This window comes from Yersinia massiliensis (assembly GCF_003048255.1).
GTDB lineage: Bacteria > Pseudomonadota > Gammaproteobacteria > Enterobacterales > Enterobacteriaceae > Yersinia > Yersinia massiliensis_A.
Window position 1 is genome coordinate 406,215 of record NZ_CP028487.1, and the last position, 17,119, is coordinate 423,333.

The window sequence follows — 17,119 nt, forward strand, 5'->3', positions numbered from 1 at the left end:
ATATTGACCATAGTGATATTAATCATGGCGGCTTATGAACATAAGTGCGAGGGAGTGAGGAGAAATTTGAAAATAATTACAATAGTAAGGAAATACTGGGGGCTTAACCCCCAGCAGAATTGGCTTGTCAACGCGAGGTACTGAGTGGTGCACGTCGTCGCCAGCCTAAAACATTAATTAACGTACTTTAACTAAGGTTCGGCCAGTCACTTCATTTTCCAGCAAACGTGCCGCGATGGCCGGAGCATCCGCCAGTGTGATGGACTGGGACGCTTGCTGATAGAAGCTTTCAGGTAAGATTTTCAGCAGCCGCTGCCAAGCTTGTTGACGGCGTGATTGCGGTGTCATCACCGAGTCCACCCCTTGCAAGCGTACATTTCGCAGAATAAATGGCATCACTGTCGTCGGTAGAGTGTAACCGCCAGCCAACCCACAGGCCGCAACAGTACTGTTGTAATTCATCTGTGCCAGTATCTTCGCGAGTAATTTATCGCCGACAGTATCAATGGCCCCAGCCCACAACTGTTTTTCCAGTGGACGTGACGCATCGAGGTAGTCATTGCGCGATAACACCCGATGTGCGCCCAAGTTTTTCAGATATTCGCTGTTACTATCGCGGCCAGAAATCGCGGCAATTTGATAGCCCAGCGCAGAAAGCAAGGCTATCGCCGTACTGCCTACGCCACCACTTGCCCCTGACACCACTATTTCACCGCGTTCAGGTGTGACACCCCCTTCTTCCAGCGCCATGACACATAACATGGCTGTAAAGCCGGCAGTGCCGATAATCATGGCTTTACGTGGTTCCAGCCCTTCAGGCATGGGAACGAGCCAATCGCCATTGACTCGCGCTTGTTCAGCCAAACCACCCCAATGGTTTTCGCCCACGCCCCAGCCTGTCAGTAATACCGATTGGCCGACATGAAAACGAGGGTCTTCGCTGCTGTGAACTGTGCCCGCGAAATCAATCCCGGGCACCATGGGAAACTCACGAATGATTTTCCCTTTGCCTGTAATGGCCAAGGCATCCTTATAATTCAGGCTGGACCAATTGACATCGACCGTGACATTACCGGCAGGCAACTGTGAAGGGGATATTTCACGCACTTCTGCGGTGGTTCGGCCATCAATTTGATCAAGAACAAGCGCTCGCATGTCGCACTCCAGAAAACAGAAAAAGATGAGTTAAGAGTGAGCCAATATAACGGCAACATCAACTGACGAGTCTGATCAAGGACAAAAATGACGCCATTGATTTTGACTAGGACTATTCTTGAAAGAGGAATCCCTGAATTTCAGGGAAAAGGACCAAGTTATTGGGCTATTGTCGCATTGTGAAGTAAAAAATCGGTGTTACATGCTGTTTTTGTCATATAGTATTTTCGTCAAAGGAACTGCGTTTTTACTTCAAGTGCGCTTTGCAAGGCTAAGGGATGAGATTCACAACCAAACTTTCTGCGTTTATGACCCTGCTGGTCGTCTTGGCAATGTGTTTAGTGCTGTTGGGTAGCACTGCAAGCTTCTTCTATTTGTGTCAGAAAAAGTTGGAGCATCGCCTCCAGAGCATTGCGACGGCCTATGATCAGTCGCTATTGCAATATCCACCAGACAAAGAACGTGAATGGCTACCGATATTGATGCGCACGATCGATGTCGTAGAAGTCAGTATTCGTAATGAAACCAGCACGTTGTACCAACTTAATCTGCCTGCCGTCTATACACCTTGGAATCATAAGAGCCAGCACCGCACTTTGGTCGTCCCTATGCTGCATCAACCGGGGGCGTCAATGCATTTTACCTATATTGATCCCTTAAATAGCTATACTCGCTCTCTCTATGCGATGGCAATTTTATCGCTGGCAGCAATGGTGATTGCACTGGCATTATTGTTGAGTTTCCGTTGGTTGCGTGAACAAACTGCCGGTCAAGAGAAACTAGAACGACGGGCAAAGCGCATTTTGAGCGGCGAACGTGAAAATGCCATTCGCAGTGAAGGCCATGAGTGGCCACCTTTCGCCAGTCGTGCGATGGACCATTTATTGGCGGAATTGGCCGAGGTGAGAGCTGAGCGTAATCGGGTCGATATCTTGATTCGTGCTTTTGCGGCGCAGGATGCTAAAACCGGTTTCAGCAATCGGCAGTTCTTTGATAACCAATTAACAACGCACTTAGAAGAATCAGGTGCGCACGGGGTTGTGATGATGATACAACTCCCGGATTTTGACCGTTTGAATGAAACCGGTGACCATCAGTTGGTACAAGAGCTGATGCATTCACTGATTAATCTATTTTCGACCTTTATGACCCGCCATCCCTCCGCGTTACTGGCCCGCTATCATCAAAATGAGGTCGCCATTTTACTGCCGCATAAAACCTTAAAATATGCCGATGTGATGGCGGCACAATTGCTCCATGCTGTTGGGACATTACCCAAGCCTCATGTTATTGACCGTGAATCATTGCTGCATATTGGGATTGTGGCGTATCGAAGTGGCGAGACCGTTGAGCAAATTATGGATAACGCCGCGCAAGCGACCAGAAATGCAGCGATGAGTGGCGGAAATGGTTGGTATGTCTTTGACACTAACGTGGCAGAAAAAGGGCGTGGTAGTGTCAAATGGCGCACTCTATTGGAGCAAACGCTGGCAAACGGTGGCCCAAGGCTCTACCAGCGCCCCGTGATTACCGTGGACGGCAATCTTCATCATCGTGAAGTGATTAGCCGTATATTTGATGGCAAGCAAGAGTTACTGGCGGCTGAATTTATGCCCTTGGTACAACTGTTTGGTTTAGCTGAGCGCTATGACCGTCAAAAAATTGATAGGATAATTCCTTTATTATCTTTATGGCCGGACGAAACTCTGGCATTTTCTATCTGCGTTGATTCATTATTACAGCGTCCTTTCCAGCGTTGGCTGCGGGATACGCTGTTGCAATGTAAAAAATCGGATAGAACGCGAATTATCTTTGAACTTGCAGAGGCAGATGTGTGTCAACATATCGACCAAATCCGTCCGATGATTCGTTTATTGCTCGGACTAGGCTGCAAAGTCATGGTGTCGCAGGCTGGATTAACCGTTGTCAGCACGTCTTACATCAAGTCGCTGCGGATTAAGATGATCAAGCTTCATCCTGGATTAGTCAGAAACATTAATTTACGTTATGAGAATCAGTTGTTTGTTGAAAGTCTGACCGGTGCCTGCGCAGGAACGCATACAAAAGTTTTTGCCGCTGAAGTGCTTACCCGAGAAGAATGGCAAACACTGAAAGAAAAAGGTATTTACGGTGGACAGGGCAATTTTTTTGCTTCACCAGCGCCTTTAAATCCCGAAAAGAAAAAATATTCGTTTTAGACCATGTTTAGCCTGATCGTTGAGCAAAAATTAACGTAGAATGTGTCGGCCATTTCCGTAAATCGTTGGTGGGTGCTTACTTCCAGCGAGTATCAGGTTAAATGTTAGATTATATGTGCTGTGTTACGCCGGTCGTTGCGCAGAATCCGTGTTGTGCCAAGGTTTTATTCAACCTTTTCAAACGATATGGGCTCTGAGCGGAACGATATGCCATTAACGCAGCTACTTTTTCACCGAATCGGGACGTTTTTGCGCCTTGTCGCTGGTTCGTGTGGTTGGTAAAGTAGGCGGATTTTATTTTCCGCCCCCAGCTTGCAGGATTATCCTTTCGTTATGTTTAAGAAATTTCGTGGCATGTTTTCCAACGACTTGTCCATCGACTTGGGTACCGCCAATACCCTTATTTATGTTAAAGGACAAGGCATTGTACTGAATGAACCTTCAGTGGTTGCTATTCGCCAGGATCGTGCCGGTTCACCGAAAAGCGTCGCGGCTGTGGGTCATGAAGCCAAACAGATGCTAGGACGCACCCCCGGTAATATCGCTGCTATTCGTCCAATGAAAGATGGCGTTATCGCTGACTTCTTTGTTACCGAAAAAATGCTGCAACACTTTATTAAGCAAGTTCATAGCAACAGCTTTATGCGCCCGAGTCCGCGCGTATTGGTGTGCGTCCCTGTTGGGGCCACTCAGGTTGAGCGCCGTGCTATCCGTGAATCTGCTCAGGGCGCTGGCGCTCGTGAAGTGTTCCTGATTGAAGAACCGATGGCTGCGGCGATTGGTGCAGGTTTGCCTGTTTCTGAAGCGACCGGTTCAATGGTGGTGGATATCGGTGGCGGGACCACAGAAGTGGCCGTTATCTCTCTGAACGGCGTGGTTTACTCCTCTTCAGTTCGTATCGGTGGTGACCGCTTTGATGAAGCTATCATTAATTATGTGCGCCGTAACTACGGTTCATTAATTGGTGAAGCCACTGCCGAACGTATCAAACACAGCATCGGTTCTGCTTATCCAGGTGATGAAGTCCTGGAAATTGAAGTTCGTGGCCGTAACCTTGCTGAAGGTGTACCTCGTGGCTTTACCCTGAACTCCAATGAGATCCTCGAAGCACTGCAAGAGCCGTTGACCGGCATTGTTAGCGCGGTAATGGTTGCGCTGGAACAATGTCCACCTGAACTGGCTTCTGATATCTCAGAGCGCGGTATGGTGTTGACCGGCGGCGGTGCATTGCTGCGTAATCTGGATCGCCTGCTGATGGAAGAAACCGGTATCCCAGTGGTGGTGGCAGAAGATCCATTGACCTGCGTTGCACGCGGTGGTGGTAAAGCGTTGGAAATGATCGACATGCATGGCGGCGATTTGTTCAGCGAAGAATAGTCAGCCAGAAGGAGAACGCCAAATTGAATGAACTGATATCCAAGGAAAGGGGATAGGTTTAGGTTTGGCGCTTCTTCCTCATGTCGTCGAGGAATACGCATAATTTATGAAGCCGATTTTTAGCCGGGGTCCATCCCTGCAACTGCGGTTGTTTTTTGCCGTTCTTGCAGCCATTGTTTTGGTTATCGCTGATAGCCGATTAGGTACGTTTGTAAAAGTGCGCACCTATATGGACACTGCAGTTAGCCCTTTCTATTTTCTGGCCAACGGGCCACGCAAAGTTCTCGACAATGTTTCTGAAACGCTGGCGACTCGTGAACAGCTTGAGCTGGAAAATCGTGCATTGCGCCAAGAGTTATTATTAAAAAATACTGACCTACAGCTCCTCGGGCAATTTAAGCAGGAAAATAACCGCTTACGTGAATTGCTGGGTTCTCCGCTGCGTCAGGACGAACAAAAAATGGTCACGCAGGTGATGTCCAGCGGGACCGATCCCTACAGCGATCAAGTTGTTATCGATAAAGGTTCTAATAATGGCGTTTACGAAGGCCAGCCGGTTATCAGTGATCGGGGTGTCGTAGGCCAAGTTGTTGCGGTGAGTAAATTAACCAGCCGCGTATTATTGATTTGCGATGCCTCTCATGCTTTACCGATACAGGTACTCCGCAATGATATTCGAGTGATTGCCGCAGGGAGTGGTTGCACTGATGACTTATTATTGGAACACCTGCCAAGCAATACAGATATTCGCGTCGGTGATGTGTTAGTCACGTCAGGCCTTGGTGGCCGCTTCCCTGAAGGTTACCCTGTTGCGGTGGTGTCTTCTGTCAAAGTGGATAATCAGCGGGCTTATACTGTGATTCAAGCGCGCCCGACCGCTGACCTACAACGCTTACGTTACCTGCTGTTACTGTGGGGAGCTGACCGTAATGGCGATATCCCTTTGCCACCGAACGAAGTTCGCCGAGTGGCAAATGAACGTCTGGCTCCGATGATGTCGCAAGTGTTGCCTGCTGCAGATGACATGGGGCCGCCAGCACCACCTGCGGTTGGGGCACCTTCTGCCGCAGCACCGACGACGGCACCAGGAGTCTCGCCATGAACCGTTACAGCAGTAATGGACGTTGGGTAATTTGGTTATCTTTCCTGATTGCCATGGTGCTGCAAATTATGCCGTGGCCTGAGCAAATCTATATGTTCCGGCCTTCTTGGGTAGCGTTAGTTTTAATTTATTGGGTGATGGCTCTGCCGCACCGAGTCAACGTTGGCACCGGTTTTATTCTTGGGCTGATTATGGACCTGATTCTGGGTTCAACACTCGGGGTGCGAGCGCTGGCACTGAGCATTATTGCTTATTTGGTCGCATTCAAGTTTCAGCTATTTCGCAATATGGCATTGTGGCAGCAAGCACTTATCGTGATGCTGCTCTCACTCACCATGGATGTCGTGGTGTTTTGGTCTGAGTTTTTAGTCATTAATGTCTCATTCCGCCCTGAAGTCTTCTGGAGTAGTGTCGTTAACGGCATTCTTTGGCCTTGGCTGTTTCTATTAATGCGTAAAATTCGCCGCCAATTTGCGGTGCAATAAGGATTTAAGACTCATGACCGCCCTGTATCTTGCATCTGGTTCTCCGCGTCGCCGTGAATTATTAGCCCTGCTTGATGTCCCGTTTGAGGTACTGAAAACAGAGGTTGAAGAGCAACGTCAGCCAGAAGAAAGCGCGCAAGAGTACGTTCTGCGACTCGCGCAAGATAAAGCACGAGCAGGGGTGATGGTCGCGCCACAGGATCTGCCAGTATTAGGGGCTGATACCATTGTGGTGCTCAATGGGCAAGTTTTAGAGAAACCTCGGGATGCTGAGCATGCCCAGCAAATATTGAGTGCTTTGTCGGGGCAGCAACATCAGGTGATCACTGCGGTGTCGCTGTCTGACCGGCAAGATGTACTCTCTGTCATGGTGGTGACAGATGTGACATTCCGCGTGTTATCTCAATTTGAAATCAGTAAGTATATTGCTACCGGTGAACCCATGGACAAAGCGGGCGCTTACGGTATTCAGGGGAAAGGTGGTTGCTTCGTCAGGTCCATAACGGGCAGTTATCATGCTGTGGTTGGCCTGCCGCTGGTAGAAACCCATGAACTACTGAGTCATTTCATTGCGCTACGTAATGTGAGAGGAATACATGACAGCTGAATTACTGGTCAATATTACCCCGTCTGAAACGCGGGTTGCCTATATTGATGGTGGCATCCTGCAAGAAATTCATATTGAGCGTGAAGCTAAACGAGGGATCGTTGGCAATATTTATAAGGGCCGAGTCAGCCGAGTATTACCGGGCATGCAAGCGGCATTTGTCGATATTGGTCTAGAGAAGGCCGCCTTCCTGCATGCTTCCGATATCATGCCCCACACCGAATGCGTGGCTGGGGATGAGCAAAAAAACTTCAATGTACGCGATATCGCTGAACTGGTTCGTCAGGGCCAAGATTTAATGGTGCAGGTGGTGAAAGACCCCCTTGGCACCAAAGGCGCACGTTTGACCACAGATATCACTCTGCCATCACGTTATTTAGTGTTGATGCCAGGGGCTGCGCATGTTGGCGTTTCCCAGCGTATTGAAAGTGAAGTTGAACGTGAACGGTTGAAAAAGACCGTGGCAGCCTATTGTGACGAGCAAGGCGGTTTTATTATTCGTACCGCAGCTGAAGGTATCGGCGACGAAGAACTTTCAGCGGATGCTGCCTTCCTCAAGCGCCTGTGGACGAAAGTCCAAGAGCGTAAAAAGCGCAATATCACCAAATATAAGCTGTACGGTGAAATGGCACTGGCGCAGCGTGTACTCCGTGATTTTGCTGGTGCAGCGCTGGATAAAATTCGCGTCGACTCCAAACTGACCTATGATTTGTTGGTGGAATTTACCAGCGAATATATTCCGGAAATGACCGAAAAACTGGAGTTGTACGCCGGTAAGCAACCGATTTTTGACCTCTATGATGTCGAAAACGAAATCCAGCGCTCATTAGAACGTAAAGTTGAATTAAAATCAGGTGGCTACCTGATTATTGACCAAACTGAAGCCATGACCACCGTGGATATCAACACCGGTGCGTTTGTCGGTCACCGCAATCTCGACGAAACTATTTTCAATACCAATATTGAAGCCACTCAGGCCATCGCCCGCCAACTGCGGATGCGAAATCTGGGGGGGATTATCATTATTGATTTCATTGATATGGTTAATGAAGAACATCGCCGGCGTGTATTGCACTCATTGGAACAGGCGCTCAGTAAAGATCGAGTAAAAACCAGTATTAATGGTTTCTCTCAGCTAGGCTTAGTCGAAATGACACGTAAGCGTACGCGGGAGAGCATTGAGCACGTACTATGCAATGAATGCCCTAACTGCCGTGGCCGTGGCACAGTTAAGTCGGTAGAAACGGTGTGCTACGAAATCTTGCGTGAAATCGTCCGTGTTCACCATGCTTATGATTCTGATCGCTTCTTGGTCTATGCTTCTCCTGCTGTAGGGGAAGCGTTGAAAGGTGAGGAATCCCATGCGCTGGCTGAGGTCGAAATCTTTGTCGGCAAGCAGGTCAAAGTTCAGATTGAACCTCTGTATAACCAAGAGCAGTTTGACGTGGTGATGATGTAAAATCTCCCAGCCGACAAGGGATGGGAGCTATTAAGATCTGCTGTAACCTTTGCAGCCGATGGTAAGGAGAGATGTGTGAGGCGACTGCCCAGGATTTTGTTAGCGACAGGCGCCACAATAATTGTTGTGGTGGCGCTGTTGGTCAGTGGGCTACGGATGATGCTGCCTCTCATCAACGATTATCGTCCGCAAATCGTGGCCAAAGTGCAGTCCATCAGCGGGATCCCACTGGAAGTGGGGTTCATGCAGGGGACGTGGGAAACTTTTGGTCCGACGCTGGAATTACGCGATATTCGCGCTCAATTACCGCTTGCTGATTGGCAGGTGCAACGGGTGACGCTTGCGCTCGATGTGTGGCAATCATTGCTCCATTGGCGCTGGCAGTTCCGCGATATGACCTTCTATCAGTTGCAGTTGGACTTGAACACCACACTGGATCGGCAGCAAAGTAATAGCCGCAATCTTGAAGCCAGCCAGATTACCGATATTTTCCTGCGCCAGTTGGACCATTTTGACTTGCGCAATAGCCGTATCTCATTCCTGACACCCTCTGGCCCTCGCGCCGAACTAGAAATCCCGCAACTGACTTGGCTGAATTCGTTCAATCGACACCGTGCGGAAGGGCAAATTAGCCTTTCGACCATTAATGGTCAGCATGGCGCAGTGATGGTTCGTATCGATCTGCATGATAATCAGGGTATTTTAGATACTGGCACCGTTTATATGCAGGCCGATAATATTGACGTCAAACCGTGGATCAGCCGTTGGTTGCATAACAATACGGGCCTGAATAGCGCTGAGTTCAGTCTGGCTGCTTGGCTGAGTATCAAAAGTGGCGAAGTCTACAGCGGTAATGTTTTGCTCAGTGAAGGGCACGCGGATTGGACGGTCAATAACAAAACCCATCAACTGGCGGTTGATAATCTTGTGCTGGAAGGCCACCGGCAAGGCAATGGCTGGCAAATTGATGCGCCCCAACTGAGTCTTAAAACCGATGGGCTACCTTGGCCGAAAGGCCATCTTTCTGCACTGTGGCTCCCTGAGAACACTCAGTTCATTGGTCCAGACCAAACCCAAGAATTACGTATTCGTGCCACTAATATTCAGTTGGAGCGTGTAGGGCCACTCTTACCCACGTTGTCACTGTTTACGCCTGAATTAATGAATCGATGGACGGATTTACGCCCACAAGGCATCGTCGATACGCTGGCTCTGGACATCCCGATTAGCCAGCCAGAAAAAACGCGTTTTCAGGCTAAATGGCACGATATTAGCTGGCAGCACTGGGAGCTGCTGCCGGGTGTGAATAATTTCGGCGGTACTTTGAACGGTTCAGTCCAGCAAGGGCAGCTAAATATCAGCCTTAATGACAGCACATTACCCTATGGCGATATGTTCCGCGCACCACTAGAAGTGAGTCAGGCCAGTGGCGCATTGAACTGGCAAATCGATGATAAAGGTTGGGAGCTGTGGAGTGACCAACTGGATGTCAGAGCCAAATCATTGTGGGGTAACGGCAGTTTCCGCTATCAACAGCCAGATAAAGGGCAACCTTGGCTTAGCATCCTAACGGGTATCCGTCTGTATGACGCGACCGATGCTTGGCGTTACTTCCCTGAACCCCTTATGGGCAAGAAGCTGGTGGAATATTTGACTGAGGCGCTACAGGGTGGGCAAGTCGACAATGCTACGCTGGTCTATAACGGCAATCCTCATGATTTTCCTTATAAGCATAAAGAAGGGCAGTTCCAAGTTTATGTCCCGCTGCGTGACGCGACTTTCCAGTTCCAACCGGATTGGCCTGCATTAGAGAATTTAGCCATCGATCTGAATTTCCTCAATGAAGGTTTGTGGATGGATGCCCCTCACACGATGCTGGGTAACGTCACGGGTCGCAATATCAGCGCGATCATTCCTGATTACCTGAAAGAAAAGCTGTATGTCGATGCTGAGGTGGTGGGCGAAGGTCGCGATGTTCATGACTACTTTACCAAAACACCTTTGAATGATTCGGTGGCTGAAACGCTAGAAGAACTGCAAGTGGGTGGTAAAGTTAGTGGGCGCTTACACCTAGATATTCCGCTGCAAGAAGACCGCATCACCCATGCTACTGGTGAAGTGACGCTGAATAACAACAGCTTGCTGGTGAAACCACTGAAAAGCCAACTAGAGAATATCAGTGGTAAATTCCGCTTCAATGATGGCAATCTCGATAGCGATGCCTTATCCGCTAACTGGTTTGGGCAGCCGTTAACGGTTGATTTCACGACAGAAGAGCAGCCAAAAAACTTTCTCGTCAATGTTGGGCTGCACGGTGATTGGCTGCCGGCTAAATTGCCGGGAGTGCCAGACAACGTGGCTAAATTACTCAACGGCAGTGCGAATTGGGAAGGCAAAGTTGTCGTGCAATTACCCAAAAAAGGCAAGCCAGACTACAAAGTCGATGTGACGGCTGACCTAAAGAAAGTGAGCAGTCACTTACCACCTCCGTTGGATAAAGCCAGTGGTAAGGCATTGCCTATTCATGTGCAAGCTATTGGCGGATTAGATTCATTTACGCTGTCAGGTAGTGCGGGCGGTAACAACCACTTCAATAGCCAGTGGTTACTGCAAAAAGATCAAGTTGAGTTGGCGAGTGCGATTTGGCAAAACAGTAGCCAAAAGACAGATAGCCAAAAAGCAGACAGCAAAAAAGTCCCACCGTTACCAGAGGAGAAAGGACTGGTATTGCAATTACCGCCACTGGATGGTGAGCGCTGGCTAGCCTTGATGGCACCTGAGTTGTCCACGGTAAGTGCGCCTTTTACCTCGTCGGCACCGCCTAAAATAAAAGGTAGCGATTCTAGTGTCATCTTCCCACAACGGTTGACCTTAGAGACGCCGCAATTATTGATAGGAGGGCAGGCTTGGCATCAACTGACGCTGCTGGTCGAGCCGCTACTAGCAGGCACTAAAGTGACCGCAAATGGCGAGGAAGTGAAGGGGAGCTTGATGATGGACGACCGCGGCCCTTGGCATGCGGACGTTGATTACCTTTATTATAATCCGCAATGGGCAGCCAACGAGGCGAAAGACCCGTTTGCGCAAGCGGCGGCACCGGCAAGCACCGATAAAATTTCATTCCGCCATTGGCCAGCACTGCAACTACGCTGTAAAGCGTGCTGGATTCTTGGGCAGAATATCGGGCGAATTAATGCGGACCTGACGCCGAAAGGCGATATTTTAACGCTGACGAATGGCCTGATTGAAGCTGGCAATGGGCGGGCGAAAATAAGTGGGCAATGGCAACAAGACGCGGCGGGTGACAAAACTTCATTAAATGTCGCGCTAACAGGGGCTAAAATCGATGAAACTCTGTCGTTCTTTGGCCTGACAACGCCAATAAAAGACGCCTCGTTTGATATCAGTGCCGACGTAAACTGGCGTGGTGTACCTTGGCAACCACAGATTAATACCCTAAACGGGACGATAAAGAGTAGATTGGGTAGAGGGTTACTGACGGATCTTGGTGGCGGGCGTGCAGGGCAACTCCTGCGGCTGGTCAGCTTCGACGCACTATTACGTAAGCTCCAGCTCGATTTTAGTGATACGTTTAGTCGTGACTTCGCCTTTGATTCGATTCGCGGCACGGCCAATATCAAAAATGGCGTCATGCATACCAATGATTTAGTGGTTGATGGCTTAGCCGCCGATATTGCCATGAGTGGCAATGTGGATTTGGCTAAACGGAAAATAGCCATGGAGGCGGTGATCACTCCCGAGATTTCGGCCACCGTCGGTGTTGCGACCGCCTTTGCGATCAACCCAGTAGTCGGTGCGGCAGTATTTGCTGCCTCGAAAATTTTAGGGCCACTTTGGAGTAAGGTTTCGCTGATTCGTTACCAAATCACCGGTAGTTTGGATCAGCCGAACATCCATGAAGTATTACGCCAGCTAAAGGAGAGTAAGGCGCCATGAAAAATGCCAATGTTGCATTATTGCAGTTATGCAGCGGTGAAAATACCCGTGACAATCTGGCTCAGATTGAGCAACAGATCAAACAGTTAAATTCTGGTATTAAGCTGGTTCTGACGCCGGAAAATGCATTATTGTTCGCCAATTCGGCCTCATATCGTCATCATGCAGAGCGCCACAATGACGGGCCGTTACAGCAAGAAATCCGCGAGATGGCTCGCCGTTATGGGGTTTGGATTCAAGTCGGTTCAATGCCGATGATAAGCCGCGAGTCACCGGACCTTATCACCACCAGTAGCTTGTTGTTTGATGACCAAGGTGAGTTAAAAGCACGCTACGACAAAATTCATATGTTTGATGTAGATATTAACGATATTCATGGTCGTTATCGTGAGTCGGATACCTATCAAGCAGGGCAAGAAGTCACCGTGGTCGATACCCCCGTAGGCCGCTTAGGCATGACAATTTGTTATGACTTACGCTTCCCAGGCTTATTCCAAGCCTTACGGGCGCAAGGTGCCGAGATTATTACCGTGCCAGCCGCTTTTACTAAAATGACTGGTGAAGCCCACTGGGAAATATTGCTGCGTGCGCGGGCGATTGAGAACCAATGCATTATCTTGGCCGCCGCGCAAGTCGGGCGACACGGTGCAACTCGCCGCACATGGGGCCATACAATGGCGGTCGATGCTTGGGGTAAAATACTCGGGCAGAATCCAGATGCAGTCGCTGCATTGAAAGTCAAAATTGAAACCACAGGTTTGAAAACGATTCGTAGTCAAATGCCGGTATTGCAGCACAACCGTTTTTTAGCGCCAAAGGTGCCGTCATTACATGATCTTTCAGCTAAATTAAAACCATCATCTAAATAAAGAGTAAAAACTATGAGCCTCTCGTTTGTCAGTGAGCAGTTACTCGCTGCTAACAAGCTGAACCATCAGGACTTGTTTTCAGTGTTGGGGCAATTGGCTGAACGCCGCCTCGATTATGCTGACCTGTATTTCCAGTCCAGCTACCACGAGGCATGGGTGTTGGAAGACAGCATCATTAAAGATGGCTCTTACAATATTGATCAGGGCGTTGGTGTGCGAGCGGTCAGCGGTGAAAAAACGGGTTTTGCATATGCAGACCAAATCACCCTGAATGCCTTGCAGCAAAGTGCTCATGCCGCGCGCAGTATTGTCCGTGAATCTGGCAATGGCAAAGTTCATACCTTGGGTGAAATCGCGCATTCAGCGCTGTACCCGTTGTTAGACCCACTGCAAAGTTTGTCGCGGGAAGACAAAATCGCGCTGTTGCATCGTGTCGATAAAGTCGCTCGCGCCGCTGATAAACGGGTGCAGGAAGTGAGCGCTAGCCTGACTGGTGTTTACGAGCAGGTTCTGGTTGCCGCCACTGACGGTACACTGGCCGCCGATGTGCGCCCACTCGTGCGCTTGTCCGTCAGTGTGTTAGTGGAAGACAACGGCAAACGTGAACGTGGTGCCAGCGGTGGCGGTGGCCGTTTTGGTTATGACTACTTCTTAGAAACGGTTGATGGCGAAGTGCGAGCGGATAACTTTGCCAATGAAGCCGTGAGAATGGCGCTGGTTAACCTGTCAGCCATCGCGGCCCCTGCGGGTGCGATGCCAGTGGTATTAGGCGCAGGTTGGCCGGGCGTGTTGTTACACGAAGCCGTCGGGCATGGCTTAGAGGGTGATTTCAACCGCCGTGGTAGTTCAGTGTTCAGCGGGCAGATGGGCCAGTTGGTCGCGTCTGAGCTGTGTACAGTGGTCGATGATGGCACTCTGCAAGGCCGCCGTGGCTCACTGGCTATCGACGATGAAGGTGTGCCAGGTCAGTATAATGTCCTGATCGAGAACGGCATTTTGAAAGGCTACATGCAAGATAAGCTCAACGCGCGTCTGATGGGGGTATCGCCTACGGGCAATGGCCGCCGTGAATCTTATGCGCATTTGCCGATGCCGCGCATGACCAACACTTATATGCTGGCGGGCAAATCGACACCTGAAGAGATTATCGCCAGTGTGGAGTATGGCCTTTACGCACCGAACTTTGGTGGCGGTCAGGTGGATATCACCTCCGGCAAATTTGTGTTCTCAACTTCTGAAGCCTATTTGATTGAGAAAGGCCAAATCACCCGTGCGGTGAAAGGGGCGACGTTGATTGGCTCGGGTATCGAAGCAATGCAGCAGATCTCTATGGTCGGCAATGACTTAGCGCTGGATAAAGGCGTCGGCGTTTGCGGCAAAGAGGGCCAAAGTCTGCCTGTTGGTGTCGGCCAACCGACGCTGAAACTGGATAATCTGACCGTCGGTGGTACAGCGTAGAGTTAATATTAAGCATGCCTTCTCTGTCCCCATTAGGGAAGGCATGGTTCAGTCGGTGAAAAGTCTTCAGCGATACCCCTGATAAATCTGCGCTACGCCCTTAAAATATTCCGTCAAATAGTCGATACAAACTTGAACCTTGAGGGGCATTTTGTCTTTTTCGGTATATAACGCATACACTGGACGTGGGTCTGAATGATATTTCTTGAACAACACTTCCACTTCACCACGCTTAATTTCTTCTATCACCCACATTAACGGCGCATAGGCGATACCTGCACCCGCTTTCAGCCAACAAATCATGGTTTGCGAATCGTTGGTCACAAAACGGCCTTGGGGGGATATTTGTGTCGTGATACCTTCCGGTGCAATCAACTCGAAATTACTGTCTGGCCTGACGCTGTATTCCAACCAAGAGAAATTGGTCATATCGCTGGGCTTTTCAGGTGTGCCATGCTGCAACAAGTAGCTTTTGGCCGCGCAGACAACCATCGGCATAGAACCGAGGCGGCGGGAAAATAGCCCCGAATCTTGCAATGCCCCGACGCGAATAACCACATCCAATCCATCGGTGATCAGATCCGGTGCGGGAATGCCAGTCACCAAATTGACGGACAGGCCGGGATACTCTTTCAGCATCTCCGCTGTCATGGTCGCCAGAACATTTTGCGCCATGGTGGATGAGCAGCCAATGCGCAACGTGCCGGTGGGGGTATTGTTGAAGGCATATAACTGCTCATGCACTTCTTGCACTTCCTGCAACATACGCCGGCAACCTTGATAATAAATCCGGCCTGCTTCTGTCAGCCCAATACGCCGCGTACTACGATTAAGCAACTTAACATTCAGTTCAGTTTCCAGTTTTGACACTGTCTGGCTGATAGAGGATACGCTCATTTCCAACTGCCTAGCCGCCGCTGTAAAAGAGCCGCACTCAACCACTTTAGCAAACACCGACATTCGTTTTAATCTTTCCATTGTTTGCCCTACATAAGTGATGTTTTCGTCTCGATTGTTAACTCTAGCTTAAAAGTGATTTAGATCACACATTGTAGATAAGTTGATAATAAGCAGGCTAATATAGTGGTGTCGTGAATTGTCCGAAGTCTGAATGCTGCGTAGCGAAAGTCTTTTCTCGCCTTGTCTAGCTTGCCATTATACCGAACAATCAAGTTTAACCGATAAGTCTTCCTGATAGTTGGAGCTTTTCGCCATGGTAGAAAAGGTGGGATGAGTAACCGTGTTGCGTCTGATTATTCACTCAGCCATGTTCACCGACATCCTATAATAGAAAGGATTTAAGAATGAGTTTACTTCCGGTGATGGTTATTTTCGGTCTCTCTTTTCCGCCGATATTTCTGGAGCTGCTACTTTCGCTGGCACTGTTTTTTGTTGTGCGCCGTTTGCTGCAACCGACAGGTATTTATGAGTTTGTTTGGCACCCAGCCCTCTTTAATACTGCGTTGTACGGTTGCCTTTTATATTTAATTTCTCGTTTCTTCTCCTGAGGTCGCCGTGAGTACTTTTTCATTAAAAATAATCCGCATCGGCATCACCTTATTGGTGGTTTTACTGGCCATTATCGCTGTTTTCAAAGTTTGGGCGTTTTATACCGAATCACCGTGGACCCGTGATGCAAAATTTACCGCTGATGTGGTGGCGATAGCACCCGATGTCAGTGGATTAATTACCGACGTACCGGTTAAAGACAACCAGTTGGTGCAGCAAGGCCAAGTATTATTTGTTATTGATCAACCTCGCTATCAGCAAGCGTTAGCTGAGGCGGAAGCTGATGTCGCCTATTACCAAACTCTGGCTGCTGAGAAGCAGCGAGAATCTGGTCGTCGGCAGCGCTTAGGGGTTCAGGCGTTGTCACAAGAAGAGATTGACCAATCCAGTAATGTGTTGCAAACCGTTCGTCATCAACTGGCTAAAGCTATTGCTGTGCGTGATTTAGCCAAATTGGATCTGGAACGCACCACCGTGCGTGCGCCAGCACAAGGTTGGGTGACTAACTTAAATGTGCATGCGGGGGAATTTATTAATCGAGGCGCAACGGCTGTTGCACTGGTGAAAAAAGACACGTTCTATATTTTGGCCTACCTAGAAGAAACCAAATTAGATGGGGTGAAACCGGGTGATCGGGCAGAGATCACGCCACTGGGCAGCAACCGTATTCTGCATGGTACTGTCGATAGCATCTCGGCCGGTGTCACCAATAGCAGCAGTAGCGCGGATAGCAAAGGGCTCGCCACCATCGACAATAATCTGGAATGGGTACGTTTGGCGCAGCGTGTGCCAGTGAAGATTCACTTAGATAGTGAAGATCAGCAGCATCCGTACCCAGCCGGTACCACGGCAACAGTGGTGATAACCGGAGCGAATGATCGCGACCCCAATCAAGCATCCCCTGTGATTAAGCTGATGCACCGTCTGCGCGAGTTTGGCTAAG

General features: G+C 49.3%; 13 protein-coding genes. 11 read left to right on the forward strand and 2 right to left on the reverse strand.

Annotated elements, in window-relative coordinates:
* Window positions 1–177: 177 nt before the first annotated feature.
* Window positions 178–1,155, reverse strand: coding sequence for an MDR family oxidoreductase (locus tag DA391_RS01825; protein WP_049609748.1), 978 nt, complete (start codon window positions 1,153–1,155; stop codon window positions 178–180).
* A gap of 278 nt (window positions 1,156–1,433) precedes the next feature.
* Here DA391_RS01825 and csrD point away from each other — a divergent pair, with 278 nt between their 5' ends.
* From csrD to tldD, 9 genes are all read left to right on the forward strand, one after another.
* The gene (csrD, locus tag DA391_RS01830) at window positions 1,434–3,353 is read left to right on the forward strand and encodes an RNase E specificity factor CsrD (protein WP_050082879.1); all 1,920 of its coding nucleotides are present in this window, start codon (window positions 1,434–1,436) and stop codon (window positions 3,351–3,353) included.
* A gap of 333 nt (window positions 3,354–3,686) precedes the next feature.
* The gene (mreB, locus tag DA391_RS01835) at window positions 3,687–4,730 is read left to right on the forward strand and encodes a rod shape-determining protein MreB (RefSeq protein ID WP_004875762.1); all 1,044 of its coding nucleotides are present in this window, start codon (window positions 3,687–3,689) and stop codon (window positions 4,728–4,730) included.
* Between the two features lie 106 nt (window positions 4,731–4,836).
* Window positions 4,837–5,832 (forward strand): rod shape-determining protein MreC, encoded by a 996-nt coding sequence (gene mreC, locus DA391_RS01840; RefSeq protein WP_050082877.1) that lies wholly within the window; start codon window positions 4,837–4,839, stop codon window positions 5,830–5,832.
* Entirely contained in the window at window positions 5,829–6,317 is a 489-nt protein-coding gene (mreD, locus tag DA391_RS01845; protein ID WP_019212380.1) for a rod shape-determining protein MreD, read from the forward strand. The genes mreC and mreD overlap by 4 nt, the downstream gene beginning before the upstream one ends.
* Before the next feature lie 13 nt (window positions 6,318–6,330).
* Window positions 6,331–6,924, forward strand: coding sequence for a Maf family protein (locus tag DA391_RS01850; RefSeq protein WP_108087290.1), 594 nt, complete (start codon window positions 6,331–6,333; stop codon window positions 6,922–6,924).
* Window positions 6,914–8,383: a ribonuclease G gene (gene rng, locus DA391_RS01855; RefSeq protein ID WP_050082872.1), complete on the forward strand. Its 1,470-nt coding sequence runs from the start codon at window positions 6,914–6,916 to the stop codon at window positions 8,381–8,383. The genes DA391_RS01850 and rng overlap by 11 nt, the downstream gene beginning before the upstream one ends.
* A 75-nt stretch (window positions 8,384–8,458) precedes the next feature.
* Window positions 8,459–12,340, forward strand: a complete 3,882-nt coding sequence (gene yhdP, locus DA391_RS01860) for an AsmA2 domain-containing protein YhdP (protein ID WP_108087291.1) — start codon at window positions 8,459–8,461, stop codon at window positions 12,338–12,340.
* Window positions 12,337–13,209: a deaminated glutathione amidase gene (nit1, locus tag DA391_RS01865; RefSeq protein ID WP_050082869.1), complete on the forward strand. Its 873-nt coding sequence runs from the start codon at window positions 12,337–12,339 to the stop codon at window positions 13,207–13,209. The genes yhdP and nit1 overlap by 4 nt, the downstream gene beginning before the upstream one ends.
* 12 nt (window positions 13,210–13,221) lie before the next feature.
* Window positions 13,222–14,667, forward strand: a complete 1,446-nt coding sequence (tldD, locus tag DA391_RS01870) for a metalloprotease TldD (RefSeq protein WP_019212385.1) — start codon at window positions 13,222–13,224, stop codon at window positions 14,665–14,667.
* Between the two features lie 66 nt (window positions 14,668–14,733).
* Here tldD and aaeR read toward each other — a convergent pair whose 3' ends face one another.
* Window positions 14,734–15,645 carry an HTH-type transcriptional activator AaeR gene (gene aaeR / locus DA391_RS01875; RefSeq protein ID WP_049609770.1) on the reverse strand — a complete coding sequence of 304 codons (912 nt, stop codon included), beginning with the start codon at window positions 15,643–15,645 and terminating at the stop codon, window positions 14,734–14,736.
* Window positions 15,646–15,971: 326 nt separating this feature from the next.
* On the opposite strand from aaeR, the gene aaeX reads away from it, so the two are divergent.
* A complete protein-coding gene (aaeX, locus tag DA391_RS01880; protein ID WP_019212389.1) occupies window positions 15,972–16,175 on the forward strand; it encodes a p-hydroxybenzoic acid efflux pump operon protein AaeX in 204 nt (67 codons plus the stop codon).
* Between the two features lie 7 nt (window positions 16,176–16,182).
* The gene (aaeA, locus tag DA391_RS01885; protein ID WP_050082866.1) at window positions 16,183–17,118 is read left to right on the forward strand and encodes a p-hydroxybenzoic acid efflux pump subunit AaeA; all 936 of its coding nucleotides are present in this window, start codon (window positions 16,183–16,185) and stop codon (window positions 17,116–17,118) included.
* The last annotated feature ends 1 nt before the right edge of the window (window position 17,119 follow it).